The organism is Collinsella aerofaciens, from assembly GCF_015556945.1.
Lineage (GTDB): Bacteria > Actinomycetota > Coriobacteriia > Coriobacteriales > Coriobacteriaceae > Collinsella > Collinsella aerofaciens_AO.
The window spans coordinates 47,272-73,518 of record NZ_JADNNH010000003.1 but is presented as its reverse complement, the minus strand read 5'-3'; the positions used below and the strand labels follow the sequence as shown (position 1 = coordinate 73,518).

20 protein-coding genes are annotated in these 26,247 nt (G+C 61.0%); 18 read left to right on the top strand and 2 right to left on the bottom strand.

Going from position 1 to position 26,247, the window contains the following annotated elements; translation table 11 throughout:
* Positions 1-190 precede the first annotated feature (190 nt).
* The 3 genes from I2F59_RS01700 (at position 191) to I2F59_RS01690 (ending at position 5,075) form a co-directional block, all read left to right on the top strand.
* Positions 191-904: an ABC transporter ATP-binding protein gene (locus tag I2F59_RS01700; RefSeq protein ID WP_229065273.1), complete on the top strand. Its 714-nt coding sequence runs from the start codon at positions 191-193 to the stop codon at positions 902-904.
* 8 nt (positions 905-912) lie between these two features.
* Positions 913-3,579, top strand: a complete 2,667-nt coding sequence (locus I2F59_RS01695) for an ABC transporter permease (protein WP_195503041.1) — start codon at positions 913-915, stop codon at positions 3,577-3,579.
* 290 nt (positions 3,580-3,869) lie between these two features.
* Positions 3,870-5,075 (top strand): DUF362 domain-containing protein, encoded by a 1,206-nt coding sequence (locus tag I2F59_RS01690; RefSeq protein WP_195503040.1) that lies wholly within the window; start codon positions 3,870-3,872, stop codon positions 5,073-5,075.
* Between the two features lie 251 nt (positions 5,076-5,326).
* Here I2F59_RS01690 and I2F59_RS01685 read toward each other — a convergent pair whose 3' ends face one another.
* Entirely contained in the window at positions 5,327-6,292 is a 966-nt protein-coding gene (locus I2F59_RS01685) for an alpha/beta hydrolase (RefSeq protein ID WP_195503039.1), read from the bottom strand.
* A 186-nt stretch (positions 6,293-6,478) separates the two neighbouring features.
* Here I2F59_RS01685 and trhA point away from each other — a divergent pair, with 186 nt between their 5' ends.
* The 8 genes from trhA to I2F59_RS01645 all read left to right on the top strand — a co-directional run bounded on the left by trhA (position 6,479) and on the right by I2F59_RS01645 (position 15,712).
* Positions 6,479-7,162 carry a PAQR family membrane homeostasis protein TrhA gene (gene trhA / locus I2F59_RS01680; RefSeq protein ID WP_172674639.1) on the top strand — a complete coding sequence of 228 codons (684 nt, stop codon included), beginning with the start codon at positions 6,479-6,481 and terminating at the stop codon, positions 7,160-7,162.
* A 114-nt stretch (positions 7,163-7,276) separates the two neighbouring features.
* Positions 7,277-8,650, top strand: coding sequence for a hemolysin family protein (locus tag I2F59_RS01675; RefSeq protein WP_195503038.1), 1,374 nt, complete (start codon positions 7,277-7,279; stop codon positions 8,648-8,650).
* A gap of 24 nt (positions 8,651-8,674) precedes the next feature.
* Positions 8,675-9,508: a cyanophycin synthetase family protein gene (locus I2F59_RS09855; RefSeq protein ID WP_229065272.1), complete on the top strand. Its 834-nt coding sequence runs from the start codon at positions 8,675-8,677 to the stop codon at positions 9,506-9,508.
* 136 nt (positions 9,509-9,644) lie between these two features.
* Positions 9,645-10,034: a YtxH domain-containing protein gene (locus I2F59_RS01665; protein WP_035136593.1), complete on the top strand. Its 390-nt coding sequence runs from the start codon at positions 9,645-9,647 to the stop codon at positions 10,032-10,034.
* Entirely contained in the window at positions 10,034-10,789 is a 756-nt protein-coding gene (locus I2F59_RS01660; RefSeq protein WP_055252569.1) for a PRC-barrel domain-containing protein, read from the top strand. The genes I2F59_RS01665 and I2F59_RS01660 overlap by 1 nt, the downstream gene beginning before the upstream one ends.
* 72 nt (positions 10,790-10,861) lie before the next feature.
* Positions 10,862-12,268 carry a polysaccharide deacetylase family protein gene (locus tag I2F59_RS01655; RefSeq protein ID WP_229065271.1) on the top strand — a complete coding sequence of 469 codons (1,407 nt, stop codon included), beginning with the start codon at positions 10,862-10,864 and terminating at the stop codon, positions 12,266-12,268.
* A 328-nt stretch (positions 12,269-12,596) separates the two neighbouring features.
* Positions 12,597-14,441 carry a magnesium transporter gene (locus I2F59_RS01650; protein ID WP_195503035.1) on the top strand — a complete coding sequence of 615 codons (1,845 nt, stop codon included), beginning with the start codon at positions 12,597-12,599 and terminating at the stop codon, positions 14,439-14,441.
* 74 nt (positions 14,442-14,515) lie between these two features.
* Positions 14,516-15,712, top strand: a complete 1,197-nt coding sequence (locus I2F59_RS01645; RefSeq protein ID WP_006235731.1) for an Nramp family divalent metal transporter — start codon at positions 14,516-14,518, stop codon at positions 15,710-15,712.
* Between the two features lie 517 nt (positions 15,713-16,229).
* Here I2F59_RS01645 and I2F59_RS01640 read toward each other — a convergent pair.
* The gene (locus I2F59_RS01640; protein ID WP_195503033.1) at positions 16,230-18,446 is read right to left on the bottom strand and encodes an acyltransferase family protein; all 2,217 of its coding nucleotides are present in this window, start codon (positions 18,444-18,446) and stop codon (positions 16,230-16,232) included.
* A 187-nt stretch (positions 18,447-18,633) separates the two neighbouring features.
* Between I2F59_RS01640 and I2F59_RS01635 the strand changes: the two genes are divergently transcribed.
* The 7 genes from I2F59_RS01635 to I2F59_RS01605 all read left to right on the top strand — a co-directional run bounded on the left by I2F59_RS01635 (position 18,634) and on the right by I2F59_RS01605 (position 26,147).
* Positions 18,634-19,596 carry a ribokinase gene (locus I2F59_RS01635; RefSeq protein WP_195503031.1) on the top strand — a complete coding sequence of 321 codons (963 nt, stop codon included), beginning with the start codon at positions 18,634-18,636 and terminating at the stop codon, positions 19,594-19,596.
* 30 nt (positions 19,597-19,626) lie between these two features.
* Entirely contained in the window at positions 19,627-20,601 is a 975-nt protein-coding gene (locus I2F59_RS01630) for a nucleoside hydrolase (protein WP_138374336.1), read from the top strand.
* 102 nt (positions 20,602-20,703) lie between these two features.
* The gene (locus tag I2F59_RS01625) at positions 20,704-21,192 is read left to right on the top strand and encodes an S-ribosylhomocysteine lyase (protein ID WP_195503029.1); all 489 of its coding nucleotides are present in this window, start codon (positions 20,704-20,706) and stop codon (positions 21,190-21,192) included.
* Between the two features lie 144 nt (positions 21,193-21,336).
* Positions 21,337-21,981 carry a DUF4867 family protein gene (locus I2F59_RS01620; RefSeq protein WP_195503027.1) on the top strand — a complete coding sequence of 215 codons (645 nt, stop codon included), beginning with the start codon at positions 21,337-21,339 and terminating at the stop codon, positions 21,979-21,981.
* Between the two features lie 253 nt (positions 21,982-22,234).
* Positions 22,235-24,034 carry a histidine kinase N-terminal 7TM domain-containing protein gene (locus I2F59_RS01615; RefSeq protein WP_195503025.1) on the top strand — a complete coding sequence of 600 codons (1,800 nt, stop codon included), beginning with the start codon at positions 22,235-22,237 and terminating at the stop codon, positions 24,032-24,034.
* A complete protein-coding gene (locus tag I2F59_RS01610; RefSeq protein WP_195503023.1) occupies positions 24,031-25,530 on the top strand; it encodes a sensor histidine kinase in 1,500 nt (499 codons plus the stop codon). The genes I2F59_RS01615 and I2F59_RS01610 overlap by 4 nt, the downstream gene beginning before the upstream one ends.
* The gene (locus tag I2F59_RS01605; protein WP_006236292.1) at positions 25,527-26,147 is read left to right on the top strand and encodes a response regulator transcription factor; all 621 of its coding nucleotides are present in this window, start codon (positions 25,527-25,529) and stop codon (positions 26,145-26,147) included. The genes I2F59_RS01610 and I2F59_RS01605 overlap by 4 nt, the downstream gene beginning before the upstream one ends.
* The last annotated feature ends 100 nt before the right edge of the window (positions 26,148-26,247 follow it).

Genomic DNA, 26,247 nt, shown 5'->3' with positions numbered 1-26,247 from the left:
TCCCCAGCTACCGGCAGATAAGGAACGTCCCCAAGTGCCGGGTGGCGAAAGAGTGTCCCTAGCGGCTAGTCATTTAAGAACGTCCCCAATGACTAGTCTGAAATAAATTCCAGGCCTCGCTCCAAAAATAGTTCGCCAAGGTTTACTATTACGTTCATAAAGTAGTACGAGGCTAACAATGGGGGATACCATGGCGACGAAGCAAGCCTACGTCCAGGTCAAGGGGCTCAAAAAGCACTACGGCGACGGTGATGCGCGCTTGACGGTACTCGATGGCATCGACACGTCCATCAACCGCGGCGAGATCTGCGTCATGCTGGGGCCCTCGGGCTCGGGCAAGTCGACCTTTCTCAACCTCATTGGCGGCCTGGAGGATGCCGACGGCGGCTCCATCATGGTGGACGGCTGCGACCTCACGGTGCTCAAGCCTACCGACCTGGGTGAGTACCGCCGCCGTGAGCTGGGCTTCGTCTTCCAGTTCTACAATCTGGTGCCCGACCTCACCATCAAGGAGAACATCGAGGTCACGGCGCACCTGTCCAAAAACCCGCTCAATGTCGACGACCTGCTGCGTTCGCTGGGCCTCTACGAGCACCGCAACAAGTTCCCGCGCCAAGTTTCGGGCGGCCAGCAGCAGCGCTGTGCCATCGGCCGCGCGCTCGTCAAAAACCCAGGTCTGCTGCTGTGCGACGAGCCTACGGGCGCGCTCGACTATAAGACGTCCAAGGAAATCCTGCAGCTCATGGAGGATGTCAATCACGAGTACGGCTGCACCATCATCATCGTCACGCACAACGCCGCCATCGCTCGCATGGCCAACCGCGTGCTGCGCCTGCGCGACGGGCGCATCGTCGAGGATGAGCTCAACGAGTCGCCCGTCGCGGCCGCCGAGCTCGATTGGTAGGCGGCGCCATGACACCTCTCGCAAAACGTCTCCCGCGCGAGCTGCGCCGCAATATCGGCAAGTACCTGGGCATCTTTTTGCTTATGTGCGGAAGCATTGCCCTTACCTCGGGCTTTTTGCTCGCGGCGCATTCCATCGGCTGCCTTATCGACGACATGCGCGATGCGTACACGATTGAGGACGGCCGCGTGACCACCTCCTTCGAGGCTACCGACGATCAGCTCAAGGCAGCCGAGGACGCGGCCGACGACGTCGGCGGCGTCACGCTCTACAAGAATTTCTCCATCGACGCCATCATCAAAAAGACCGCCGGCGACGACGGCACCAAGCGCACGCTGCGCACCTATGCGCATCGCACCAAGGTCGATATCGCGTCCTACTGTGAGGGCAGACAGCCCAAGACGGACGATGAGGTGGCAATCGACCGCGTCTTCGCCACCAACAACGACCTCGCCGTGGGCGATAAGGTCGAGCTCGAGGGCCGCACCTACACCATCTGCGGCATCATGACCCAGCCCGATAGCCAGGCGCTGTTCCTCAACAATTCGGACTTTACGGTGAACACCATCACCTATGGCGTGGCCGAGGTCACCGACGCCGGCTTTGCCGCGCTTGAGGACGCCGGCGGCGCACCCGCCTACACCTACTCCTTCACCTTTGCCGATCGCGATCTCTCCACCGCGGACCGCACCGATGCGGAGCAGGATATGGTCGAGGCACTGACCGAAGCCGATACGCGCGTGGACGATCTGATCGATGCCGATTCCAACCAGGGCATTGGCTATGCGCGCGACGACGTGGACGGCGACTCCATGATGTGGATGACGCTGCTCGACATCATCATCGTGATTATGGCGTTCGTCTTTGTGGTCCTTACCGACGCCACCATCGAGGAGGAGGGCGCCATCATCGGCACGCTGCTCGCCAGCGGCTATCGTCGACGCGAGATTGTCCTGCACTACCTGGCACTTCCCGCCATCGTGGGCGTGGTCGCGGCGTTTTTGGGCACTGCGCTCGGCGTTGTGTTCTTTACCGAGCCCATGCGCAGCCTCTATTACGGTTCGTACAGTCTGCCGCCTTTCCAGGTGTACTGGAGCTGGGAGATCTTTGTGAAGTGCGCCGTGGTTCCCGCCGTCGCGCTCATCCTCATCACGCTGGTGGGTTTGCTTCGCAAAATGGGCAAGACGCCGTTGCAGTTCCTTCGTCACGAGGCGAGCGGCAAATCGGGCACCAAGCGCGGCTTGCAGCTGCCGGAGCGCATGGGTTTTGTTTCCCGCTTCCGCCTGCGTATCTTCCTGCGCAACCTGGGCAACTTCGCCACGCTCTTCGTGGGCATTGCGTTTGCCTCGCTGCTGCTGCTCTTTGGCCTGGCGATTCTGCCCACGATGACGCACTACGCGGACAACCTGGAGACGAGCCTGGTCGCCGAGCACCAGTACACGCTCAAGGCTCCGCTGGAGCTCGAGGGCACTGCCGAGGAACGCGAGCAGTGGTCGGCGCTCGAGCGCTTGCAGTCGGTTGACGGCGCGCTGCTTTCCGCCGCCCAGGATGCCGATGACGAGCTTGACGACGCGGCCGATGCGGCGCAGACGGCAGCCGATGCCGCGACCGCATCTCCGTCTGCCGAGAGCCTGACCGCAGCGCAGGATGCGCTTGCCAAGGTCCAGGACAAGAAGGATGCGCTCTACGCGCGCCTCGACGATCTTGCCGATGCCCTCGGCTGCGACCGCGATGAGGCCATCGGCCTGATCGGCAAGGCCTCCAAGATTGACGCTGACAACGACGATATCCACCCGGTCAATACGACCGACAACGGCGTGGGCGCAATTGCACAGGCCGAGAAATACGCCGTTTACCAGCTGCAATACGACCGCGGCGATGGAAATGGCGAGGAGACGATTTCCGTCTACGGCATTTCATCCGATTCGCGCTATTGGAAAGACCTCAACGTCGGCGATGGGCGCGTCGTCTTTGGCGGTGGTCTGCTCGATAAGTTTGGCTGGAGCGAGGGTCAGAAGGTCACGCTCAGCGACAAGTACGAGGGTGAGCATTATTCCCTTGAGTACGCGGGCAAGGACTGCGCCTGGGGCTCCAAGTCGGACATGAATATCTATATGAGTATCGACGACTTTAATGAGCTGTTCGACAACGACGCCGCCTACTTTAACGGCTATGTGGGCAACGAGAAGCTCGACCTCGACGCACGTTACTTTGCCGGCGACACCACGCCCGACGACATGCGCGCCGTGGGAGACCAGTTCATTGGCATGATGAGCAAAATGATCGGCATGATGGTCGGGCTCGCGGTGTTTATCTTCCTACTGTTTATGTACCTGCTGACCAAGGCCGTGATCGACCATAGCGTCCGCTCGATTAGCTACATGAAAGTCTTTGGCTATCGTGATAGCGAGATTTCGCATCTGTACATCCGCTCGATCACGCTGTGCGTGGCGGCGTCGCTCGTGCTGAGCCTGCCGGTCATTATTGGCTCGCTCACGGCCATCTTCCGCTCGATGCTGCTCGCCTACAACGGCAATATCGAGATCTACGTGCCCGCTTGGTCCATGGCTGCGTGCGTGGGCATTGGCTTTGCGACCTACCTGGTCGTGGCGCTGCTACACACGCGCTCTATCAAGCGCGTCAGCCTGGCCGAGGCCCTCAAAGTCCAAGAGTAGTCATTGGGGACGTTCTTAAACGACCAGTCATCGGGGACAGTCTTTGCCGATTCGCCGGCTCGCCGGCCGTGCTGGCAAGGACTGTCCCTAACTGCCGGCAGAAAAGGAACGTCCCTAGCTGCCAGGTGGCGAGGCACTCATTTAAGTCTGTCCCCAATGAGTGGTTTCAGTCATTTAAGTCTGTCCCCAATGAGTACCCAATGACTGGGCGCCGTGCTTGACATTAACCCCGCTTCAACGGGTACCATCTCCTATGTCTGTAACGCCATATAGACCGAGGGGATAGATCTATGACCGCAACTGCACCCGCAGCACCCGCTAAGGTGTACTTCACCAACCTACGCACGCATGCTCGCGAGAGCCAGCTCGACAAGCTCAAGCGCCTCATCCGTCACGCCGGTATCGAGCAGATTGACTTTGAGAACAAGTTCGTCGCCATTAAGATTCACTTTGGCGAGCTGGGCAACCTGAGCTTTTTGCGCCCCAACTACGCCCGCGCCGTCGCGGATGTCGTGAAGGAGCTGGGCGGCAAGCCCTTCCTCACCGACTGCAACACGCTTTATGTCGGTAGCCGCAAAAACGCGCTCGAGCACATCGACACCGCCTACCAGAACGGCTTTACCCCGTATGCCACGGGTTGCCAGATCATCATCGCCGACGGTCTCAAGGGCACCGACGAGGCGCTCGTCCCGGTCGAGGGCGGCGAGTACGTGCACGAGGCCAAGATCGGCCAGGCACTCATGGATGCCGATATCGTGATCAGCCTCACCCACTTTAAGGGCCATGAGCAGGCCGGTTTTGGCGGCGCCATGAAGAACCTGGGTATGGGTGGCGGCAGCCGTGCCGGCAAGATGGAACAGCACGCCGCCGGCAAGCCGAACGTCGCGACCGAGCACTGCGTTGGCTGCCATGCCTGCGAAAAGATCTGCGCGCACAACGCTATCTCGTTCGACGACACCCGCGAGCGCGAGCTTGCCAACGGCAACACCCGCACGGTGCACGTGGCTGCCATCGACCACGATCGCTGCGTGGGCTGCGGACGCTGCATTGCGGCATGCAACCAGGACTGCATCAAGCCCGGCTATGAGGCCGCGGCCGACGTGCTTAACTGTAAGATCGCCGAGTACACCAAGGCCGTCGTCGACGGCCGCCCGAGCTTCCATATCTCGCTTGCCATGGATATCAGCCCCAACTGCGATTGCCATCCCGAAAACGACACGCCTATCGTCAACGATATCGGCATGTTTGCGAGCTTCGACCCGGTCGCCATCGACCAGGCTTGCGCCGACGCCGTCATGGCATCCGAGCCGCTGCCCAACACCGAGCTCACCGATAGCGCCGCTAAGATGGAGCACAATCACGAGCACCTGGAGGGCGAGCAGGCGCGTGACCCCTTCTGCATCACGCATCCCGACACCGACTGGCGCGCGTGCATCGCGCACGCCGAGAAGATCGGCTTGGGCACGAGCAAGTACGAGCTCATCGAGGTTAAATAGCGTCGTCCTATTGGACAAAGAACGCGATTTTGTTGCGTAACTCAATTAAAAACCGCCTGTGAGCACGGTGCTCGCAGGCGGTTTTTCGGAAGTATGCGGCAAATTCTGAGACTGCCGAGCACACGACGTTTTTTGGCAACAAAACCCCTGATAAATTGTTGGTAAAACTGCGGTCCGGTTGGCAGTTCCGGATTTTGCCGCATACTTCCGAAAATAGGGGGTTAGATAAATCCCCAGACGCCGCTTTTTCCCTAAAAATTCCTATCGAGGAAGTCGTCGACCGTATTCCAGTAGAGCTCGGGGTCAACTTGCGCACTCTTGGCGTGGGTGGCGCCATGGATAGTGAGCTTTTGCTTGACCTTGCTGGCGCACGCCTCGTAGTTTTGGTCGAGCATGCTGTACGGCACAAAGGTGTCTTGGTCGCCGTGGATAAACAGCATGGGAACCGTCGCGTGTTTGAGTTGCTCCACACTGCTCGCCTTATGAAAGTCGTAGCCCGCGCGCACGTTGCACACCAAGTTTGCTACATCGAGCAAGGGAAAGCTGGGCAGGCCGAACACGTCCTTGAGCTGCAGGGAAAACTCGTCCCAAACACTCGTATAACCGCAGTCCTCGATAATGCATTTCACGTTTGCGGGCAGAGATTCCCCCGCGACGTTCATGGCGGTTGCCGCACCCATCGACTCGCCAAAGACCAGGATGCGCGCCTCGGGGTCAGCCTGAACGATTTGCTCGATCCATGCGACGATGTCGAGGCGCTCGGGCCAGCCCATGCCGATATAGTCGCCGCCGGAGCGCTCGTGGGCGCGGGCGGCGGGTGCGAGTACGTTCATGCCGCGGTCGTGGAATCGCTTGACGTATCGGGCCATACCGATAGGCTCGTTGGTATATCCATGCAGGCAGACGGCGTAGTCGTGTGTGCTCTCCGACGCAGCAAAATACCAGGCGGCGAGCTCAGTCCCGTCGTCCGCGGTGAGGCTGCTGCTCTCGCGGTTCTCTTTAAACCACGCCCGTGCCTCGCCCTCCTCGGCATCCATCTGCTCGCCCTTTTCGGCGTCCTTGCCGTCCTGCATCATCTTCATGGTGTATGGCGCGCGGGGATTCAGCGCGAAGTCAAACAGAAAGTTGCCGGCAAACCCCAGCAGCGCGACAACGAGCACCAGCGCAACGACGCCGGCTATCTTGAGCTTTCGATGGGAACGTGCGTTTTGAGACATAAGAAGCTTTCCTATAAGATGTTAATACATCAACATTTAATGCAAGCGCATTATGGACGTTCGCCGTTGATGCGTCAACAGGCAAAGAATGGGTAAACAAAGGGTCACGTATGGTGCAAATTTCGCACGTACCTAGACGCTTTGATATAGTGTTGAGAACTCTTTACGTTGGAGGATGTAACCGGCATGTCCGATTCGAGCGACAGTTCTAAGCCGCGGCCCAAGACCGCGGCCGTTCCACACTACACGGTGGGCGAGGAGATCATGAACTCCGTCACCCATGGTGTCGGCTGCCTGCTGGGTATCGCGGGCCTGGTGCTCCTGATCGTATTCGCTGCCCTGCGCGGCGGAGGCCCGGCCCACATGGCCGCGGCAATTGTCTATGGCGTCAGCATTATCCTCGAATACCTAGCCTCCACGCTCTACCACGCGATTCAGCCCGCGCGCGCCAAGCGCGTGTTTCGCATCATCGACCACAGCTGCATCTACCTGCTCATAGCCGGCAGCTATACGCCGTTTTGCCTCATCACGCTCGCAAACGACGGCGGCGCTGTGCTGTTCTTTGCCGTATGGGCCATCGCCATCATCGGCATCGCCCTCGAGTGCTTTATGCGCGAGCGCCAGCCGCACTGGGTAAGCGGCCTGGTCTACCTGCTGATGGGCTGGCTCGTTGTCTTTAAGCTGCCCGAACTTGTGGCGCTGCTCAACCCCGTGGCACTTGCCCTGCTCGCCGTCGGCGGCGTGTGCTACACCGCGGGCGTGCCGTTCTATATCGCCAAAAACGTGCGCTATCTTCACAGCGTGTTTCACCTGTGGGTACTCGCCGGCAGCATCTTCCAGTTCATGGCGGTGATCCTCTTCGTAATCTAGCGATCGCGTCTGTGCCCGCGGACCTATCCAGGCGGCCGCCGGGCGCAACTGCCCTATCCGTCACCTACGCTTACTACCTAACGTCCCGAATCTTGGAGGTTCGAGAAACTCCCGATGGACATAACCATCTCTCTTATTACCACGCTCGTCCTGACCCTCATCAACGGCTACTTCTCTATGTCCGAGATGGCGCTCACCACGGCCAAGCGCGCCGTGCTGGAGCACGAGGCCGAGGAAGGCGACAAGCGCGCCGAGCGTGCCATTAAGCTGGCTGCCGACTCCGACCAGCTGCTCGCCACCATCCAGGTCGCCATCACGCTCGTGGGCTTCGCCTCGTCCGCCGTCGCCTCGACGAGTCTGTCCGACCCGCTCGCCACGTGGCTCATGAGTTTTGGCATCGCGCCGCTCTCCGCCATCGCGCGTGGCCTGGCGCCGGTCATCATCACCGTCGCGGTCGCCTTCGTATCCATCGTGATCGGCGAGCTCGTCCCCAAGCGCATCGGCCTGGCCAATGCCGAGGGCGTGTCCAAGCAAGTCGTGGGGCCGTTGTCGTTTTTCCAAAAGATTGCCCGTCCGCTCGTGTGGCTGACCGGCGCTTGTTCCGATGGCCTGGCCCGCATTCTGCGCATCAAGAGCGCCGACGACCGCCAAAACGTCTCGGAGGAAGAGATCAAGTACATGGTCTCGGAGCAGGACGACCTGCTCGACGAGGAAAAGCGCATGATCCACGAGATCTTCGACCTGGGCGACACCGTTGCCCGCGAGGTCATGGTGCCGCGCGTGGACACCACCATGTGCGAGGACGACGAGACCGTCGCCGACGTGCTGTCCACCATGCGCCAGACCGGCTTCAGCCGAATCCCCGTCTATCACGAGGATCCCGACAACGTCGCGGGCATCGCGCACATCAAGGACCTGATTCAGCCCGCGCTCGACGGCAAGGGCGACCAACTCATCGCCGATTACCTGCGCGACGCCACTTTTGTGCCCGATACCAAGGACATCCTGCCGCTGCTGTCCGAGATGCAGACTTCGCACGACCAGATCGTAGTGGTCGTGGACGAGTACGGCGGCACGGCCGGCATCATCACCATCGAGGACATCGTCGAGGAGATCGTCGGCGAGATCGAGGATGAATTCGACCCCGACAACAAGTACCTCACGCGTCTTTCGCGCCGCGAGTGGCTCGTTGATGGGCGTTTTTCGTGCGATGACGCGATTGAGCTTGGTTGGCCGCTCGAGGAAAGCGATGATTATGAGACCATCGCCGGCTGGATTTTGGAGCTTTGCGACTCGGTGCCCGACATCGGAGAGGTGTTTGAGGTTGCGGGGTACAAGTTTAAGGTGCAGTCGATGCGTGGCCAGCGCATCTCGCTCATTCGCGTGATCGCTCCGGCCGAAACCGATAAGAAGGATTCCGAGTCTTCGGCAGAGAAGCCGGCGGCGTCGGGTGCGGGCTCTGTGGATCCGCACGATGGCGACGAGTAGGGCAAGGAAGAGTAGGGGAGAGTTATGGCAGGCCTGTTCAACATCCTTAAGGTCACCGTCAGCGAGGACAAGATCTGCGCGCATGTGCTGGTGAACCCCGGCATGCCGCTCATGACCTCGGAGGATATCGAGGCCACGGCGCGCGTGTATTACCTGGTGCCGGCGATTGCCAAGCACCTGTGTCTGGGCGATTCCGGTCGCGAGTTCCAGGACTGCATGGGCCAGACCGAGCTTTGCCATCTGCTTGAGCACGTGACGGTCGAGCTCATGAACGAGACCGGCCTTGCGGGCAGCATTTCGTGCGGCCGCACCCGCGTGAGCGAGCACGACGAGCGCGTCTTTGAGATTGAGCTTTCGTGCCCCGATGATGCGCTGGCCATCGGTGCGCTGTCTTCGGCCACCTTTATGATGGACTGGGCCTACCTGCACGCCGACCAGCCAGCTCCCGACGTGGAGGGCACGGTCGCGGGCCTGCGCAACCTGGTGCTGGGCATGCGCGCCGAGGCCGAGGGCAAGGATCCTCACGAGGCCGTCGCCGCTGCGAACGGCGAAGATGCTGCCGAGGGCGAGGGCGCTGACGAGGGCGATGTGCCGGCCGACGCCGAGCCCGTTGCCGATGCGACCGCCGAGCCCGTTCCCACCGAGCCCCAGGGTGTCCCCAACTTTGACGACGAGCCCCAGGTGGCGATTGATACCGAGGGCGCGGTTGCCGAGAACCATGAGGCTTCCGCTGCCGTCTTTGGCGGTGCGGCGACGGTTCCGGCAGGACCTGCGCATGAGGGCAGCCTGCCGCTCGTGGACGGCGCCGGCGAGGACCCGGGTGCCACGGTGGCCATGCCGACTATGCCCCAGGAGTAGGCCTACGCGTTTATCACCATCACGTACCTGCGCCTTTGCCGTATGTAGATGAGCGGAGTGGCAAGTGATGTACTGCGGGTATAATGGACAGCATTCAAACGGTGGGCACCGACGTGCCCGCAGGAGAGGAATGATCATGGGTAAGACTTTCAGCTTTGTCTCCGGCGCACTTTTTGGTGCCGCTGCCGGCGCTATTGTCGGCGTTGCTCTGGCCCCGCGCTCGGGCGCCGAGACCCGCGCCATGGCTGCCGATATCGCCAACGACGCCTGGGACAATATGCGCGACACCTACGAGCACAGCGCCGAGGAGGCCCGTGCTGCGGTGAATGACTTTGGCCCGATGGTCGACGCCAAGACCGACGACCTGCGCGCCAAGGTCGACCTGGCCCGCGAGCGCATGGACCAGCTGCGCGAGCAGCTCAACGACGCCATTTCGGGCGGCAACGTGACGCCTGCCGCCGACGTCGTGGTCGAGAACGCCGTCGAGGCTGATACCGAGGCTGCGGAGCCCTCGACCGAGGCATAATGCGCGCCGGGGATTTTGTCGGCGCCAAGATCTATCGCAAGCCTACCGAGGACAAGCGCACCAAAAAGGACGGCACGCCGCGCAGCCCTAAAAAGCTCGGAAAGATTCACTTTCCGGTCTTTACCCCGGGCGGTACGCGCGTGGTCGGCTTTATGGTCCGCCAGTCCGATATCGCGGGCATGATCGAGCGTCCCGACCGATTCGTAGCGCTCGACGCCATTGGTGTCTACGAGGGCGCCATTGCGGTCGATGACGTCAAGGACACGTACGATGCCGCCGCCGCCAAGCGCCTCGACATCAACCTGGACGATTGCATCATCTGGGTCGGTATGGACGTGCGCACGGAATCGGGCGACGTCGTGGGCTATTGCTCGGATGTGGAGTTCAAGCCGCGTTCGGGCATCGTGCAGGCATTCTATGTGACCGCCGGTGCTGCTTCGAGTGTTTTGGTTGGTGACACGCAGGTGCCGCCGACGATGCTGCGCGGCTACGAGAACGGCGCGATGGTCGTCTCGGACGAGGTCAAGTCGCTCGGGTATTCGGGCGGCGCCGCCGCAAAGGCTGCCGAGGCAAGCGTCGTGGTGGGCGATAAGGTCAAGAAGGGCGCCAAGGTGCTCGACGACAAGGGATCGGTTGCCGTGGACAAGGGCAGTCGCGCACTGGGCAAGCAGCTCGGCAAGACGCGCGGCATGTTCAAGGCCTTTAAGGACGAATACCAAAAGGCGAGCGGAGGCTCGTCAAAAGCTACAAAATAGCGACGTACCAAATGATGGGAGGCAAGCCGGAGACCTGTTGCTCCGGCTTGCTGTGTTTATGGGGGAGGGCACATGCGCCAAAACGGATCCAACTTAAACGGGCGTTCGGGTACGCGTCCGACGGCGCGCCGCGACCTGGGGCAGCTGCCCAGCGGTCAGCGCAAGCGTCACCGTAAGCCCGGCGCGATGTATCTCAACCATAGCCGCGGCTTTAGCGATCGCAGCGCGCGCATCGGCAACAGCCGCACACCCCGTCGTTCGTCTCGCCTGCCCTATGCGCTGATCGCCGTGGGCTGCGCGCTCGTGCTGTTTGTCGCCGCCGTTGTGGGCTACGTCAACCGCAGCGTGGATGTCGTCCTCAACGGCCAGGAGACTGCAGTGCGCGTCGGCTCTACGCTGCAGAATCTCATCGACGACCAGGAGTTGACTGACACCTACGACGCAGGCGACCTGCTGGCCGTCGATGACAGCGTGCTCAAGCGCCATGGGGGCGAAAAACTGTCGGTGAAGGTCGACGGCAAGCGCGTGAAACAGGGCAAATGGGATAGCCGCGAACTTGAGGGCGGCGAGAAGGTGACGGTCAAGGATGGCCGTAACACCTACGAGAAGCACGAGGTTCAGGCTACGGTTATCGAGCCCAAGCTCAAGGTCGAGGGTACGGGCGCTATCGAGTATGTGCAGACGTGGGGTGTCCAGGGCCGCTCCGAGGTGTGGGTTGGTGAGCAGTCGGGCAAGACGCAAGACCGCGGCGAGGTTGTGCCCGCCACCGATTGCGTCGTTGCGTGCGCCAGCGTGGCGCCCAAGGGCAACAAAAAGTACGTGGCGCTGACGTTTGACGAGGGTCCGAGCGGCGCCACCAAACAGATCTTGCAGGTGCTCAAGGAAAAGGGCGTCACCGCGACGTTCTTCCTTTCGGGCGATGCGGTCGAGGCCTCGCCTGCCACGGCCAAGGCGATTGTCGATGCCGGGTGCGAGATCGGATCCAACAGCTACAGCGACGATTCGCTCAAGGGTCAGGACCGTGAGGCGGTACGCGAACAGATCACGAAAGGCACCGACGCGATTAAGTCGGCGACCGGCGTGAAGACGATGCTGCTGCGTGCTCCCTACGCTGCCTTTGACGAGCAAAACTGGATTGATGCGATGGACCTGGTCTCCGCCGTGGTCTCGTGGAATATTGACTCGGGCGACTGGCTGCTCAACGGTGCCGACGAGCAGGTCTCGACGGTGCTCGATTCGGTGACGCCGGGCAATATCGTGCTGCTCACCGATAGAGACGAATGCGCCGAGCAGACGCTCGAGGCGCTGCCGCAGATTATCGACGGCCTCATTGCCGACGGCTACAAGATCGTGACGCTCAGCGACCTGGTCAAGACGGACACGTCGCTGAGTAAAAAGCTCACCTCGCTGACGAAGGTCACCATGCCCAAGGACGCCGTGTTCCCCCAACTTGCCGAGGACGACGACACCACAGAGTAGTCATTGGGTAGTCGTTTAGGAACGTCCCCAATGACTATGTCACGGATGCGTCAGCGTTTGGTATGCCTGCAATGTGCAGCGCATAAATTCGATGCCGCAGGGCGATGCTGATGCTATAGTTACTGCGGTTAATGAGGGTCAAGAGAAAGGTTACAGGTGAAATCCAAACCTCGACCATACAGTCGATGACCCCATGCAGGTGCTTTTTGCGCATGCACGGGGTGTAAGCGTCGAGCGGCGTGCCGCCCGCGCATGCGTATACATATCCAGAAGCCCCCGGACGCCGCACGCGCGGCCGCGTCCGGAGGAATTATGATGGGGAGCACCATTGAATTATCTGAGTGAGATGCTCAAATTGCCGGTCTTGGACGTCGACGGCGAAAAGCTCGGCGTGGTCAACGATTTTGGTATTGCTACCGGCGAAGTTTTTCCGCACGTGACGTCGCTCGCGTTCCGCGGACCCGGCAAGACGCCGTTTATGATCAGCTGGCGCAAATGGGTCGACCGTATCGACGAGACGGGTGTACACCTTAAGACGTCGGCCACCGAAATCCGTTTTTCGTACCTGCAGCCGACCGAACTCCTGCTCGCCCGCGACGTGCTCAACAAGCAGATTGTCGACACGCAGGGCATGAAAGTCGTGCGCGTCAACGACATCAAGTTTTCCATGTCGGGCGAAAATCAGCTGCGCCTGCTGGGCGCCGAAGTGGGCGCCCGCGGTCTGCTACGCGCGATCAGCCCCGCACTTGAGCATATCGTCGAAGGCTTTATGAAGCACCTGGGCAAGCCGCTCAGTGAGGACATCATCGCTTGGTCCTACATGGACCTGCTCGACCGCTCGACCAAGAACATTCAACTCTCGGTGTCGCACAAGACGCTCGGCGAGCTGCACCCTGCCGACATCGCCGACATTATCGAGCAGCTCGACCCGCGCCTGCGTGCGCAGGTGTTTGCGCAGCTCGATACTGCCCAGGCCGCCGAGGCCATCTCGGAGTTCGATGACGACGAGCTTATGACCGAGATGCTCGAGGGCCTGTCCGATACCGACGCATCGTCGATGCTGGCCATGATGGACCCGGACGACGCTGCCGACCTGATCGACGAGCTCGATTATGAGAAGGCTGAGAAGCTCCTGCGGCTGATGGGCGTCAAGGAGGAGAAGGCGATTCGTAATCTGTTGGGCTACGAGGACAACACCGCCGGCCGCATCATGACCTCGGAGTTTGTCTCGCTGCCCGCCACGGCGACGGTCGGTGATGCCATCGAGGCGATTCGCAAACTCGACGAGGACTTTGAGAGTGTCTATTACGTCTATACCGAGGATCCGAGCGGCATGCTGACCGGCGTGCTTTCGCTGCGCACGCTGATTGTAGCCGACCGCGACGCCACGCTGGGTCAGCTGGCCTATCGCGACCTGGTCTATGTGTCGCCTGACGAGGACCAGGAAGACGTGACGGACGAGATGACCAAGTACGACCTGGTTGCCATCCCTGTCTGCGACGAGAACCGTCATATCCTGGGTATCGTAACCTTCGACGACGCCATGGACGTTATCGCCGAGGAGCATCAGGAGGACCTGCAGATCGCCGGTGTCGGCTCGGGCGATAGCGCGTCGGACGACTCGACGAACGTGCTCAGCTGGTTCGTGCATCGCCAGTACTGGGTTGTTGTATGGGGCATCGCGTCGTGCATCATGGCGACCGTGCTGGGGACGGCGCTCGGCTCCGCGCATCTGGTGGTGTTCCCCATGTGCGCCATGCCGCTCGTGCTGCTGGCGGCCTCGCGCATGGTGTCGTTCGTCAAGAACTACTTCCTGGAGTATGACGGTCACGACGACGAGCCCAAGCCGTATCTGGGGTTCTTCTTCCAGAGCACGGGCATGGGCCTGATTCTGTCACTCGTGACCTACCTGTGCGCTCAGCTGGTGCGCACCGCTGCGTTCCTCGATGCGCCCATGTTTGAGGAGCAACTCTTTACCGGGTGCTTTAATATTGCTGCCATCATTTGCCTGGTTGGTAACATGAGCGCCGTGATTTACCTGATGGTGCTGTTCTGGCGTGACGAGCATGACCTCAACACGTCGGGCACCGCCATGAACGTTATTGCCGTCATGATCTCGTGCGTAGCGTACTGCGCCGCTGCGGTGCTGCTCACCATGTCGGTCATGGGTTAGGTGGTCGCGTGCAAAATACCAAGCAAAAGTCGGGCACCAAGCAAAAGTTGACCATCGCGGCCATCTTTGGCGCTATGGGTCCCGGTCTGCTGGCGGCGCTTTCGGGCAATGACGCCGGCGGCATTGCAACGTATTCCAGCGCGGGTGCCAGCTATGGCTACAAGATGCTCTGGATGCTTCCCGTCATGACTGTGCTGCTCATCGTGACGCAGGAGACCGCGGCGCGCTGCGGCTGCGTCACGGGCAAGGGCCTGGCATCGCTCATTCGCGAGCGCTTTGGCGTGCGCAAGAGTGTACTTGCTATGGCGGCGCTGTTGATCGCCAACACGGCTGTGACCATTTCGGAGTTTGCGGGCATCGCCAGCGGCCTTGCCCTCTTTGGCGTGCCGGCGAGCATTTCGGTGCCGCTGGTGGCGCTGCTGGTGTGGATGCTTACCATGTCGGGCAGCTTCCAGCGCATCGAGAAGATTCTGCTGCTGGTGAGCTGCGTGTTCGTGACCTATATTGTCGCCGCGTTTATGGCTGGCCCCAACTGGGGTGAGGTCGCGGTCGACCTGGTCGTGCCTAACATTCAAAATGACCCCAGCTACGTGTCGCTCGTGGTCGCAACGATCGGTACCACCATCGCGCCGTGGATGATTTTCTTGGCGCAGAACAACGTGGTCGATAAGAACGCGGGCGAGGACGATATCGTGCTGCAGCGCATCGATACCGTGAGCGGCTCGCTTGCCGCCGATGTCATTGCCGGCTTTATTATCATCACGACCGGTACGGTGTTGTTCCCGGCGGGTATTCAGATTAGCGATGCTGCCGATGCCGCCCGCGCGTTGGAGCCTATTGCGGGTCAGTGGTCCACGGTACTGTTTGCCTCGGGCCTGGTCGCGGCGAGCTTCTTGGCTGCCTGTGTGCTGCCGGGCGTTACGTCGAGCGCTATCTGCGAGGCATTTGGCTGGGAGCGCGGTGCCGACCGCAGCTGGGACGAGGCTCCGGTCTATCGCGGCATCATTACGGCCATCATCGGTATCTCTGCCGTGCTGGTGCTTATGCCCGGCGTCGATCTGTTCCAGATTATGATGACCTCGCAGGTCATCAATGGCGTGCTACTGCCCGTGGTTCTGGTGTTCCAGGTGGTTATTGCCGCTGACCGTCACATTATGGGTGCCAACCGCAACGGCCGCGTGTGGAATGTGCTCACTTGGGCGACTATCGGTGTGATTACGGTGCTCACGGTCGTCATGTTTGTTCTGCAGGCGATGGGCTACAGCGCTTAACGCCCACTTTTGCTTCCGAACAGGCCGCAGCGATGGGCTGCGGCCTGTTTTTTGTCTGCTATAGGGTGTTAGTTATATAGCAATGGACAAAAAATGCCAAATATGAGTACTGTTGCTAAGTGAATAGCATTTACATCCTAAAAGATAATGAACATAGCCTTTAGTATGTTCATTAAAATTGGCTCCAATACGCCTTAAACCAGTCAGGTTGGCTGCTTTAGGGGGTTGTAGGGGTCGCTCGGACGTCATTTTGGGTGGTTTTGCCTGCTACTAAAATGGTAACAGTACTCATATTTGCCCTTTTTTGCCCACAGACCTTTGAGGGTGCGGCGAAAAGGGCTTGTTTTGATTGTTTGGGGCAGGCACGAGGCGCGGAAACGATGTCTGGAGCGACGGAGCGGCCTGGAATCCATCCGTAGAGGTCTTCATTGGCTGCGCCAGGAGTGTCCCTAACTGCCGGAGGGGGTGTCTGCCGTGGCAGACACCCCCTCCGGATGTGGGAAGTTTGCGCTGCAGGTTACTTGTCGGTGCCCAGCTTGTGCGGCTTGAGAGCGAGCGCATTGACGAGTGCGTCGGTGGCAGACTTGACGGCTGCCGGCTGCGGATCGTTGACGTGATCCTCGGGATGCACGGGCAGGTCCTTCTTGACGGCATCGTGGATCAAGTTGAGGTACTCAGTCACGCCAGTGGTCGATAGATGCGTGCCATCGCCATCGAACAGGTCGTTGCGGTTGGCACTGTATCCGTACCAGTCGATAACGCGCAAGTTCTTGTAGCGCGTAGCGGCGTTGGCGATGGCCTGGTTGGTAGAGCCAACCCACGGCTGCGGGCTGCGCGTGTTCACAAACACCACAATACGCTTATCTCCTGCATCGGCCATGATGGCGTCGATTTGGTCGTCGGTTACCAAGCCGTTGGTGCCCAGCGCAAAGACCACGATCTTGCCGGCAAGGTTCTGCTGGATATAGCCCTCAAATGTCGCGCGCCCCGCATCAAACTGGCGGCCCTTTTCGGCATCGATATGGCTGTGCGGGAACACGCCGTCAAAGGTGTCTACGGCACGCAGCGACACGGAGTCGCCGATCATAAGCAGATCGTAGGAGCCATCGGGGAAGCCGTCGTTGTCCTTGTCGGTGTCGTCGGCCGCCTGCTGGTCGGTGGGCGCGGTGTTCTTGGCTTCCTTGTTCAGAACTTCGGCGCCCTCGCCGCTCAGCGCAGACGTCTCGGGCACAAAGATCAGGCCGCCCAGTGCAACGACCAACACGACAGCGCAGGCTGCGCAGACAGGGACGCGCGCGCGTACCCAGTTAGCGGGCGTGGTGGTGCCGTCGCGGAACTCGGACACGGTGCGCTCAAAGGCGCCCTTCCTAAACGGAGTCTCGATAAAGCGATAGCAGCACTCTGCCACGGCGACCACCAACAACACCTGCAAAATGTACTGCCACCACGGCGTATCGTTGATGTTGGCGACCGGGTTCATGAGCAACAGCAGCGGATAGTGCCACAGGTAGATGCTGTACGAGCGCTTGCCAACCCACACGAGCGGCTCGGCGGACAGCGCGCGGGCAACCATTCCCTGGGGCTGCACGCAGGCCGCGATGACCATGAGCGTGAGGATCGAGCACAGCAGCGTGCCTCCGCGATACTGGAACGCGGTGTAGCCGTTGGTGAGCGCGACCATGGCGGCAAGGCCAACCAGACCCACGAGGCCCAACACATCGATGGATGCGGGCGAGGACCAAAAGCGCACGAGGGCGCTCGGCTGTGCCGGGGCGGTCTCGGCTGCTTCGTCGGCCTTCTCGCCAGGCTTGCCCTCGGCGTTCTTGCCGTGCTTGGCGGCGCCAGCTAGGCGATTGAGCCCCAAACGACGAGCGAGACGCACCGGCGCCAGGTCGCGATCGGGGATAAAGGCCATCCAGGCACCCAGCAGCAGCGAGAACACACGGGTGTCGGTGCCGTAGTACACGCGGCTGGGGTCGGCGGCAGGGTTATAGAGCACCATCATGGCGATGGCGGAGACAGCAGCTAGGCCCAGAACCACGCGGCGCGTGTTGGGCTTGCTCACATGCATGGATACCATGGCAAACAGCAGTGGCGGCCAAATCAGGTAGAACTGTTCCTCGATGGCAAGCGACCAAAAGTGCGTGAGTGGCGAGGGGTCGCCCAGAGCATTGAAGTACGAGACGTTTTGGGCAATCTGCCACCAGTTGTTGAAGAACAGCAGCGACGGCAGGATGTCGGGGCGCATCTTGGTGAGCATCACGTGGTTAAAGATGGTGCACAGCGCGCAGGTCACCACCACGACGGTCACCACGGCGGGGACCAGGCGACGGATGCGGCGAATCCAGAAGCTCTTGAGGTCGATGCGTCCGGTCTTAGCGACTTCGTTGAGCAGCAGGCGCGTGATCAGATAGCCCGAAAGCACAAAGAAAATCGTGACACCGAGCAGACCGCCCTGCGCCCACGTGAGGTTGAGGTGATAGAGCACCACCGCGACGACGGCAAGCGTGCGCAGGCCGTCAAGGGCAGGGATGTAGCGGGACTTGGGGCGAGCAGGCGTCTGCTCCGCGGCGGGAGTGTTGGCGCGGCCCGCGTTGTTGGCAGAAGTGCGATGGGGGCTCGCGGTGCGTCGCGGCTCGTTGGCACGGCGTTCGCTCTTCACGCGTTCGTGCGGCGCCGGCTCGTTGCCCGTGCGGCGTCGACCGCGCGAGCCCGATTGCGAGAATTGTTCCATAAAACATCATCCAATGACGAGAATAATCAGCACGCCTTCATTGTAGCTGCCTGCTCCTGTGAATGCTTGCTGCTGGCGCAAGCTCAAGCGCGCGTCCACATCAAAGTGAACTAAAGTTATAGGGGGTGCGAGAGTGCACGATCGACGACTGGCGGTGGGTATAAGGCCCGCAGATGAGGAGGTTTCCATGGCAGATCGCGGCATCGTTGCGGTGTTCGGCAGCATGAACATGGACCTTTCGGTGGCGTGCGAGCGCATGCCGCGCGCGGGCGAGACCGTCGGCGGTAGCGGCTTTATCACCAACGCCGGCGGTAAGGGTGCCAACCAGGCCGTCGCCGCTGCGCGCATGGGTGCGCGCACGTGCATGATCGGCGCTGTTGGGCGCGATACCTTTGGCGATGCGCTTGTGGCAGGGCTCCAGGATGCTGGCGTGGGCGTTGAGTTCGTGGCGCTTCGCGATGACGTGGAGACCGGTACCGCGACCATCATTCGCTGCGAGGGCGACAACCGCATCATACTGTCACCGGGCGCCAACCATGCGCTTGCGGGCGCGGACGTTGCCTGCGCGCTGAGGCGTCTGGTGGCCCATGAGCTCGACGGCGACGCCAGCGAGATTGCCCCGGCTGCCGGAAGCGTCTTTATCGCCCAGGGTGAATGTGACCTTGCAGCGACGGCCGAGGCGCTTGTTTGCGCTCATGGGCTGGGGTTCTATACGGTCTTTAATCCGGCGCCTGCCTGCGAGCTGCCTGCGGAGGTCTGGCCTGCGGTCGACCTGGTCTGTCCCAACGAGACCGAGTGCCAGGTTCTGACGGGCATTCTGCCCACGGATGATGCGAGTTGCGTCGCCGCGCTCAATGCGCTGCTCGACAAGGGCGCCGGCGCTGCGGTCATCACGTTGGGCGGTGCCGGCTCGGTTACGCTCGGCGATGGCGGTGAGCTGCTGCGCATGCCGGCACTTTCGAGTACGGTAGTCGATACCACGGCCGCCGGCGATACGTTTATCGGCGCGTTGGCGGCGGCTCGCCTAGAGGGCTTGCCGCTCTTTGAGTGCATGGCCGCGGGTGCTCGCGCCTCGGCAGTGACGGTGTCGCGCCTGGGCGCTCAGCAATCGATTCCCACGCGCGCCGAAGTTGAACATTGGTTTGGTTAAACGATAAAGACGGAGAAGCGGAGTAGAACAATGGCAATCAAGAAGCTGATCCTTGATCTGGATATGGGTGTTGACGATGCGATGGCGCTGGCCTATGCCATCGCGAGCCCCGAGGTGGAGCTCGTGGGCATCACCACGTGCTTTGGTAACGTGCGCGTCGAGCAATCGGCGCACAATTGCCTGGCGGTGCTCGATCTGCTGGGTCGCCCCGAGGTTCCGGTGTACCTGGGTGCCGACCGTCCTCTGCAAGCGACTGAGCCCTATACGCCGCCGGCGTCCACCGCGCTCATTCACGGCAAGAACGGCATCGGCGGCGCGAGCGTGCCCGCGTCGCCCTACGAGCCGGTGGGGGCGACCTCGGCCGACGGCAACGCTGCGGTCGATTATCTGATCGATGCCGCGCGCACCTATGGTCCCGATCTGGTCTACGTAGCGACTGGCCCGCTCTCCAACCTGGCGCTCGCCCTGGAGCGCGATGCGGCGGCGATGATGTCCATCGGCCGCGTGGTCGTGATGGGCGGCGCCCTTACCGTGCCCGGCAACGTGAGCGCGGGCGCCGAGGCCAATATGGCGAGCGACCCCGAGGCAGCCGACGCGGTGCTGCGCTCGGGCCGTAAGCTCACCATGGTGGGTCTGGACGTGACGCATCGCGTGGTGCTCACACGCCGCGACATTGCCGGCTGGACGGGCTCGGGCACCATGGCGGGCTGCGCATTTGCGAGCATGGTCGAGCACTACATTGGCTCGTACGAGATGAACGCACCCTACCTGGGTGGTTGCGCGCTGCACGATCCGCTGGCCGTTGCCGTGGCGATCGACCCCACGCTCGTAGGTGCGCTCGGCTGCAACCTGCGTGTTGATCTGCTGGGCGAGTACCGCGGTCGCACCATCTGCGATGAGCGTCGCCTGTCCGATCCGGACAAGAGCGCGCTTGTGGCACTGACCGTGGATGCTCCGCGCTTCCTGTCCGAGTTCAAGACGCGTATGGCCCGTGTCCTTGGCTAAGTTGTCTTTTTGGGACGGGGCTTTTTTACTGGTATGATTGGTGCGACCAATCGAACCAGCTAAAAGAGCCCCGTCCCAATTTGACTATCGAGAGGATCTGCCATGGAGCGCATCGCCAGCTTTTCCGTTGATCATCTGCTGCTTGAGCCCGGCGTGTATGTGAGCCGCATCGACCGCGATCCGGCGACCGGTGCCGCCGTTACCACGTTTGACCTGCGCCTGACCACGCCCAACAAGGAGCCGGTCATGAACACGGCCGAGTGCCACACCATCGAGCACCTGGGCGCGACGTTCCTTCGCAATCATGCCGAGTGGTCGAGCCGCATTGTCTACTTTGGCCCCATGGGCTGCCGCACGGGCTTTTACCTGGTTGTCTTTGGCGAGCTGACGAGCGAGAAGGTCTTGCCGCTCGTCCGCGAGCTGTTTGAGTTTGTCGCCGGCTTCGAGGGCGATGTCCCCGGTGCCGCTCCCGGGGAATGCGGTAACTACCTGGACCAGAACCTCCCCATGGCCAACTGGCTTGCGCGCCGCTACCTCGACCGCGACCTGGCCGATATCGACGAGAAGCATCTGCACTATCAGCAGGCGTAAGAGCTTTATCGCCCAAAACGCGCGCATTGGGCGTCTTCGCTTATGCGGGGGTGCCTTTTTGCTGAGTGGTCGGGACGAGTGTTTAAAATCGCTTATGTTTGTTCTAGAATGTTCATACTGTCACATAAACGAACAGGAGCGAACATGCATATCTACTCTGTCAACGATCCCGAGTTCAAGTCCTATGGCAACGTTTGGGATAACGTTCCGTCCGAGCTTACGTCGCCCGTGCTCGAGGCGCTCTCTGCCACGCCCATTCCCGAGGGCAGCAAGTACGTTGCAAGTGCGCCGGAGCTCGAGGACGTCAAGGATGCCGACAAGCTTGGCTTTCTCATGTTTGGTGGCCGTCCCTTCCAGCTCGGCTGGTGCAACGGCCACAATACGCGTCTCAACTGCCTGGAGTATCACCGCGCGAGCGAATTCAACCTGGGCGCTCGCGACTTTATCCTGCTCGTGGCGCATCGCTGGGAGATCGAGGACGGCAAGCTCGACACCGCGTGCGTCAAGGCGTTTCGCGTGCCGGCGGGTACGGTCGTCGAAGTCTTCAACACCACGCTCCACTACACGCCGTGCATGGTCGACGACGGTGGCTTCCAGGTGATGGTGGCGCTGCCCGCCGGCACCAACGGCCCGCGCCCCGAGGTCGCGGCCGACATGCCTGCGGCCGGCGACAGCTACTGCTACTGGAAGACCGACAAGTGGGTCCTCTGCCATGCCGACAGCCCCAAGGCAGCCGAAGGCGGCTACGTAGGCCTCATCGGCAAAAATCTCGACATCACCGTGGACTAGCGCATCGCCCCAAACCACCACAAAGGTGCCTGTCTCCTTTGCGGTGGTTTGGGGCGGGCGGATATCGGGAAGTGCCAGACGGGGGAGGCTGCCGGGCGCCTTGCCGTCTGCGGATTTTGGGACATGCGGCCCGCTTTTTCGACCCATCTGTCGGTACACTAAAAGCACTATGGGTACCCGCGAGCGACATATCGGCCACGCGGCCGCCCGGACCGCACCGGCTGCGGATCCCAGGGGCGGCAGGCTCTTCGCCATGCCGAGATTCCTTGTTGGCATAACACATCAGGTGTACCGCCACCGCGTCTTTGCTATCGCCGGCGCCATCACCGCGCTGTTCCTCATGCTTTTGGCAGTCTTGCCGGCGCTGTTCGCCTTCGACCCCAAACTTTCTAACGCCGTGCCCGCCTATAGCGAGGTGTCCGAAGAGGTCGTGGATGCGCTCGTCCATTCGAGCTCTCTGCCGTTGCTTGTTGCCGCAATTGCATTTTCGATCTGGGGCGTATCGGTCTATCTGCGCTGTTTGGACTATGTGTTGCGCCGCCGCCTTGTTGCCATCGCCACCATCTGCGCCCTGTGGATGATCGAAGTCATTCTCAAGTACAAGTCGTTCACGCCGTTCTATGCCACCGTGCTGTGGTACCTGTACTACGTGCCCATGACGCTCATTCCGCTGCTCTACCAGTTGTGTGGTCTGCGCCTTGCGGGCCTGGAGCAACACCGCCTGGGTCGCCGCTACTGCGCTGCACTGTGGATTGTGGCCATCCTGCTTATCGGATTTGTGCTCACCAACGATTTTCACCAGCAGGTCTTCCGCTTTGACCGTACAAGCGACACCTGGAGCAACGATTACACGTACGGCTGGGGTTATTTCGCCGTCTTAGTGTGGACGGCCTTTAACTTCGTGGCCTTTTTTATCCTGGTTGGTCGGTCCTCGTCCTTTCGCATCCAGCGTTTCTCGGGTACGGCGGCGCTCGTACTGCTGGGCGGCGCATTCTTTGCCATCTCCTATGCGTTGCGCGTGCCCTGGGCATGGAGGCTCAACTTCTCGCTCATCTATTGCGTCTTGTGCGTGGTGGCGATGGAAATCTGTCTCGATTGCGGTGTCATTCCGTCGTATCACGACATCGCCGGCATCTTCGACACCTTGCCGCTTGACCTCAAAGTTCTAACGCGCGACCTGCAGGAGGTCTATGCCACGCCGGTGTCAAAGCCAGTGCCGGTAGGCGTGCGCGAGGAGTTGCGGACCCAGGAGCACGGCCGCGCCCATGCCTTTGCCGTGGCGTCCGATCCCGATGTGATGTACCGTGCCTTTCCACTGCTGGGCGGATCGGCCCTGCTTGCCCAAGACGTGTCGGAGCTCAACGAGCTTAACCGTGAACTGGCACATCGTCGCATGGAGCTGCAGCGTCAAAACGAGCTGCTCGCCGCCGACCACGACCTTAAGACGCACCTGGCAGATCAAGAGGCCGAGACCTTGCTGGTCCAAGACGTGGACCAGGCGCTTGCCCGCGCGCTCAAAGGGATGTACGACCTGCTGAGCTCGCTGCCGCCGTTGACCGACGAAACGTCTTCACACGAGCGTTACCGTATGTTGCAGCGCGCCAAGATGCTTGTCGCCTATTGCAAGCGCAAGGGATCGCTCACGTTGGCGCAGCACGGGGAGAGCGGTTTTGATCGCGACCGCATTCAGCTCATCGCCAACGAGCTCGCAAGCGACCTGCGCACCATCGATATCGATTGCGCCTCGATTATCGCCATACGGCTCCCGTTGCACGCCAGTACGGTAAGCGCCCTGTACGACTGCGTGTATGACTTTGCGTTTTTTGCCTACACCACCGACCATCCGGCGCTTATGTATCACTTGGGCGACCATGACCGATGCAGTGTCGAGCTGCGCGCCACGCTTTTTTCCAACGATGATGCAGATCTTTCGCAGACGCCCGCTGCGCAAGAGCTCGAAAGCGCTCTGCAAGGGCGCAACGTGGCATACCGCCTTGAGGGCGAGCCCGGCCAGCTGCGCATGATCGTCTTGATGCCGAGGGCGGGTGAGTGACGATGCAGATTTCGCTCATCCTTCCCCAAATCGTTGCGCTCGATGTTGTCTTTGCCCTGGCTGCGTGTCTGCAGACGATCCACGTCCCGCTCATCGCATCGCGCCGTTCGTCCTATAACCGTAAGGTGATTTGCGCCTACGAGGCGAGCCTTGTGCTTCACCTGATGATTTCGGCGCTCATCTTATTCGCGTCGTCTGGCTCGTATCTGGTGGCGCCGCTTGACGTTTGCGCCAGGGCAATGGGCGGAGCGCTGTGGCTCAATGCCGTGATCTTTGCCTACGGCGTGGTGCTTATGGTGCACTATCGTCGCCTCGTCATGCTGGCCGAACTGTTGCTCGTTGTCGCCGTGACGCCGCCGGTGGTTTTTGCCATGGGCTCGGCGTGGACCGTTGTCCTTATCGCAGAGGGAGCGTTTTTCCTGTTTCGTTCCATCGCGGCGCTCTTGATGGACGTCCGTAACCGCCAGGAGGATATCACCGCGTTCTCGACGATCGAGACCATCAACGTGATTCCCGTGGGCATCCTGTATCTGGACCCGAGGGGCCGTCCGCTGCTCATGAACCGCTGCATGCGCAAAAACCTAGTGGAACTTCATATGCCCACCGATCTAGGTGACATGAGCGGCACATGGAACGACCTGCGCAAACTCAGCATGCAAATGCCCGAAAGCAGTAGGAACCGTGTGCGGATTAACTTGGATCGTTTTGGTGATGCTCGCGCGGTGATCGAGATTTCTCCCGCCGAGATTCGCCTATTTGTGCACGACGAGGTTATGGTTTCGGGCCGTCTCTTTGAGCGCATTATCGGACTGGACGTGACGGAATACGCACACGCCTACGACCGCTTGGCGCAAGCAAACCACCTACTTGAGCTTGCGGGCCAAGAGCTCCAGTCCCAGATCGAAGAAGTTAAAAAGGTTGCCGACAATGCGGCCTACCTACGTATGCGCGCCCGCGTTCACGATGTGATCGGGCAGCGCCTGTCCATTCTCCATCGCTATTTGGAGGAGGGGCGCCTGGACGACGAGTCGCTCGAGCAGATTGACCCGTTGCTGCGCTCAATTGCCGCCGATTTGCGCAGTGGCGGTGCCAGCGAGCCTGCAGGGCAGCTGGGTGATATCGTCCATGCTTTTGGCTTGGTGAGTGTGCAGATCGATGTCGAGGGTGCGCTGCCTGAGGACGCGCGTGTCGCCGCCGCATTTTTGCAGATTATTCGCGAGGCCTCGACCAATGCCACCAAGCATGCGCAGGCGCATCGGGTCCATGTGCGCCTGTGGCGGGAGACGTCGGAAGACAGCGCTGTTGCGCGGATGACCGTTTCTAACGACGGCGCGCCTGCACCCGTATCGTATCGCGAGGGAACGGGTATCCCAGGCATGAGGCATGTCGCGCAAGATCTGGGCGGCTGCCTGGAAATCCATGCCGCCCCGCCCTTTACGCTTGCGGTGTCCATCCCGCTCAACGCCAGCGCCACAGCTCAAAGGAGAAGCTCATGATCCGCGTCCTTATAGTCGAAGACCAGGCCATCCTGCGCGAGAGCCTGGCGCGTTCCGTTGGCGACCAGCCCGATATGACCGTTGTTTCCGCCATTGCCGATGCTTCCGAGGCCTTGGGTGTCGCGCTCAAGGAGCGCCCGGACATGATACTGATGGACGTATGCACCGAGCATGATTCCAACGGCATCGTGGCGGCGGCGCGCATCAAAGAACAACTGCCCGAGTGCCGCGTCATTATCATGACCGGCATGCCCGAGATCACCTTTGTCGATCAGGCGCGCGAGGCGGGCGTCGACAGCTTTGTGTACAAGAACGTCGGTATCGACGAGCTTTTCGCCGTGATGCGCTCCACGTTGGCGGGTTACTGCACGTTTCCCAAGCCGCCCGAGAGCATCTTCTCGGGCACGGCGGCCCTCGACGATGTCGAGCTGTCGATCTTGCGCCTTGCCTGCGAGGGTAAAAGCCGCCGCGAGATCGCGGCCGAGCTGTTTATGAGTGAGGGCACCATCAAGCGCCGCATCTCGGAGATTCTCAATAAGACCGGCTACGACAACATCATGCGCTTGGCCGTGCGCGCAGTAACGGAGGGCAGCATCGTTCCCAACATGGAGCGCTAGCGCTCGTTACGCATCGGCATAAAGCGGCGGGGCCGCAGGATCAACTCCTGCGGCCCCGCCTGGCAAGTGCGCGGATGTGTCCGCCAATCCGCGGCTGATG

What these genes read in the sequence shown, in the direction of transcription:
- I2F59_RS01700 (WP_229065273.1), top strand. Translation starts at nt 191, where the DNA reads ATGGCGACGAAGCAAGCCTACGTCCAGGTCAAGGGGCTCAAAAAGCAC.
- I2F59_RS01695 (WP_195503041.1), top strand. Translation starts at nt 913, where the DNA reads ATGACACCTCTCGCAAAACGTCTCCCGCGCGAGCTGCGCCGCAATATC.
- I2F59_RS01690 (WP_195503040.1), top strand. Translation starts at nt 3,870, where the DNA reads ATGACCGCAACTGCACCCGCAGCACCCGCTAAGGTGTACTTCACCAAC.
- I2F59_RS01685 (WP_195503039.1), bottom strand. Translation starts at nt 6,292, where the DNA reads ATGTCTCAAAACGCACGTTCCCATCGAAAGCTCAAGATAGCCGGCGTC.
- trhA (WP_172674639.1), top strand. Translation starts at nt 6,479, where the DNA reads ATGTCCGATTCGAGCGACAGTTCTAAGCCGCGGCCCAAGACCGCGGCC.
- I2F59_RS01675 (WP_195503038.1), top strand. Translation starts at nt 7,277, where the DNA reads ATGGACATAACCATCTCTCTTATTACCACGCTCGTCCTGACCCTCATC.
- I2F59_RS09855 (WP_229065272.1), top strand. Translation starts at nt 8,675, where the DNA reads ATGGCAGGCCTGTTCAACATCCTTAAGGTCACCGTCAGCGAGGACAAG.
- I2F59_RS01665 (WP_035136593.1), top strand. Translation starts at nt 9,645, where the DNA reads ATGGGTAAGACTTTCAGCTTTGTCTCCGGCGCACTTTTTGGTGCCGCT.
- I2F59_RS01660 (WP_055252569.1), top strand. Translation starts at nt 10,034, where the DNA reads ATGCGCGCCGGGGATTTTGTCGGCGCCAAGATCTATCGCAAGCCTACC.
- I2F59_RS01655 (WP_229065271.1), top strand. Translation starts at nt 10,862, where the DNA reads ATGCGCCAAAACGGATCCAACTTAAACGGGCGTTCGGGTACGCGTCCG.
- I2F59_RS01645 (WP_006235731.1), top strand. Translation starts at nt 14,516, where the DNA reads ATGGGTCCCGGTCTGCTGGCGGCGCTTTCGGGCAATGACGCCGGCGGC.
- I2F59_RS01640 (WP_195503033.1), bottom strand. Translation starts at nt 18,446, where the DNA reads ATGGAACAATTCTCGCAATCGGGCTCGCGCGGTCGACGCCGCACGGGC.
- I2F59_RS01635 (WP_195503031.1), top strand. Translation starts at nt 18,634, where the DNA reads ATGGCAGATCGCGGCATCGTTGCGGTGTTCGGCAGCATGAACATGGAC.
- I2F59_RS01630 (WP_138374336.1), top strand. Translation starts at nt 19,627, where the DNA reads ATGGCAATCAAGAAGCTGATCCTTGATCTGGATATGGGTGTTGACGAT.
- I2F59_RS01625 (WP_195503029.1), top strand. Translation starts at nt 20,704, where the DNA reads ATGGAGCGCATCGCCAGCTTTTCCGTTGATCATCTGCTGCTTGAGCCC.
- I2F59_RS01620 (WP_195503027.1), top strand. Translation starts at nt 21,337, where the DNA reads ATGCATATCTACTCTGTCAACGATCCCGAGTTCAAGTCCTATGGCAAC.
- I2F59_RS01615 (WP_195503025.1), top strand. Translation starts at nt 22,235, where the DNA reads ATGCCGAGATTCCTTGTTGGCATAACACATCAGGTGTACCGCCACCGC.
- I2F59_RS01605 (WP_006236292.1), top strand. Translation starts at nt 25,527, where the DNA reads ATGATCCGCGTCCTTATAGTCGAAGACCAGGCCATCCTGCGCGAGAGC.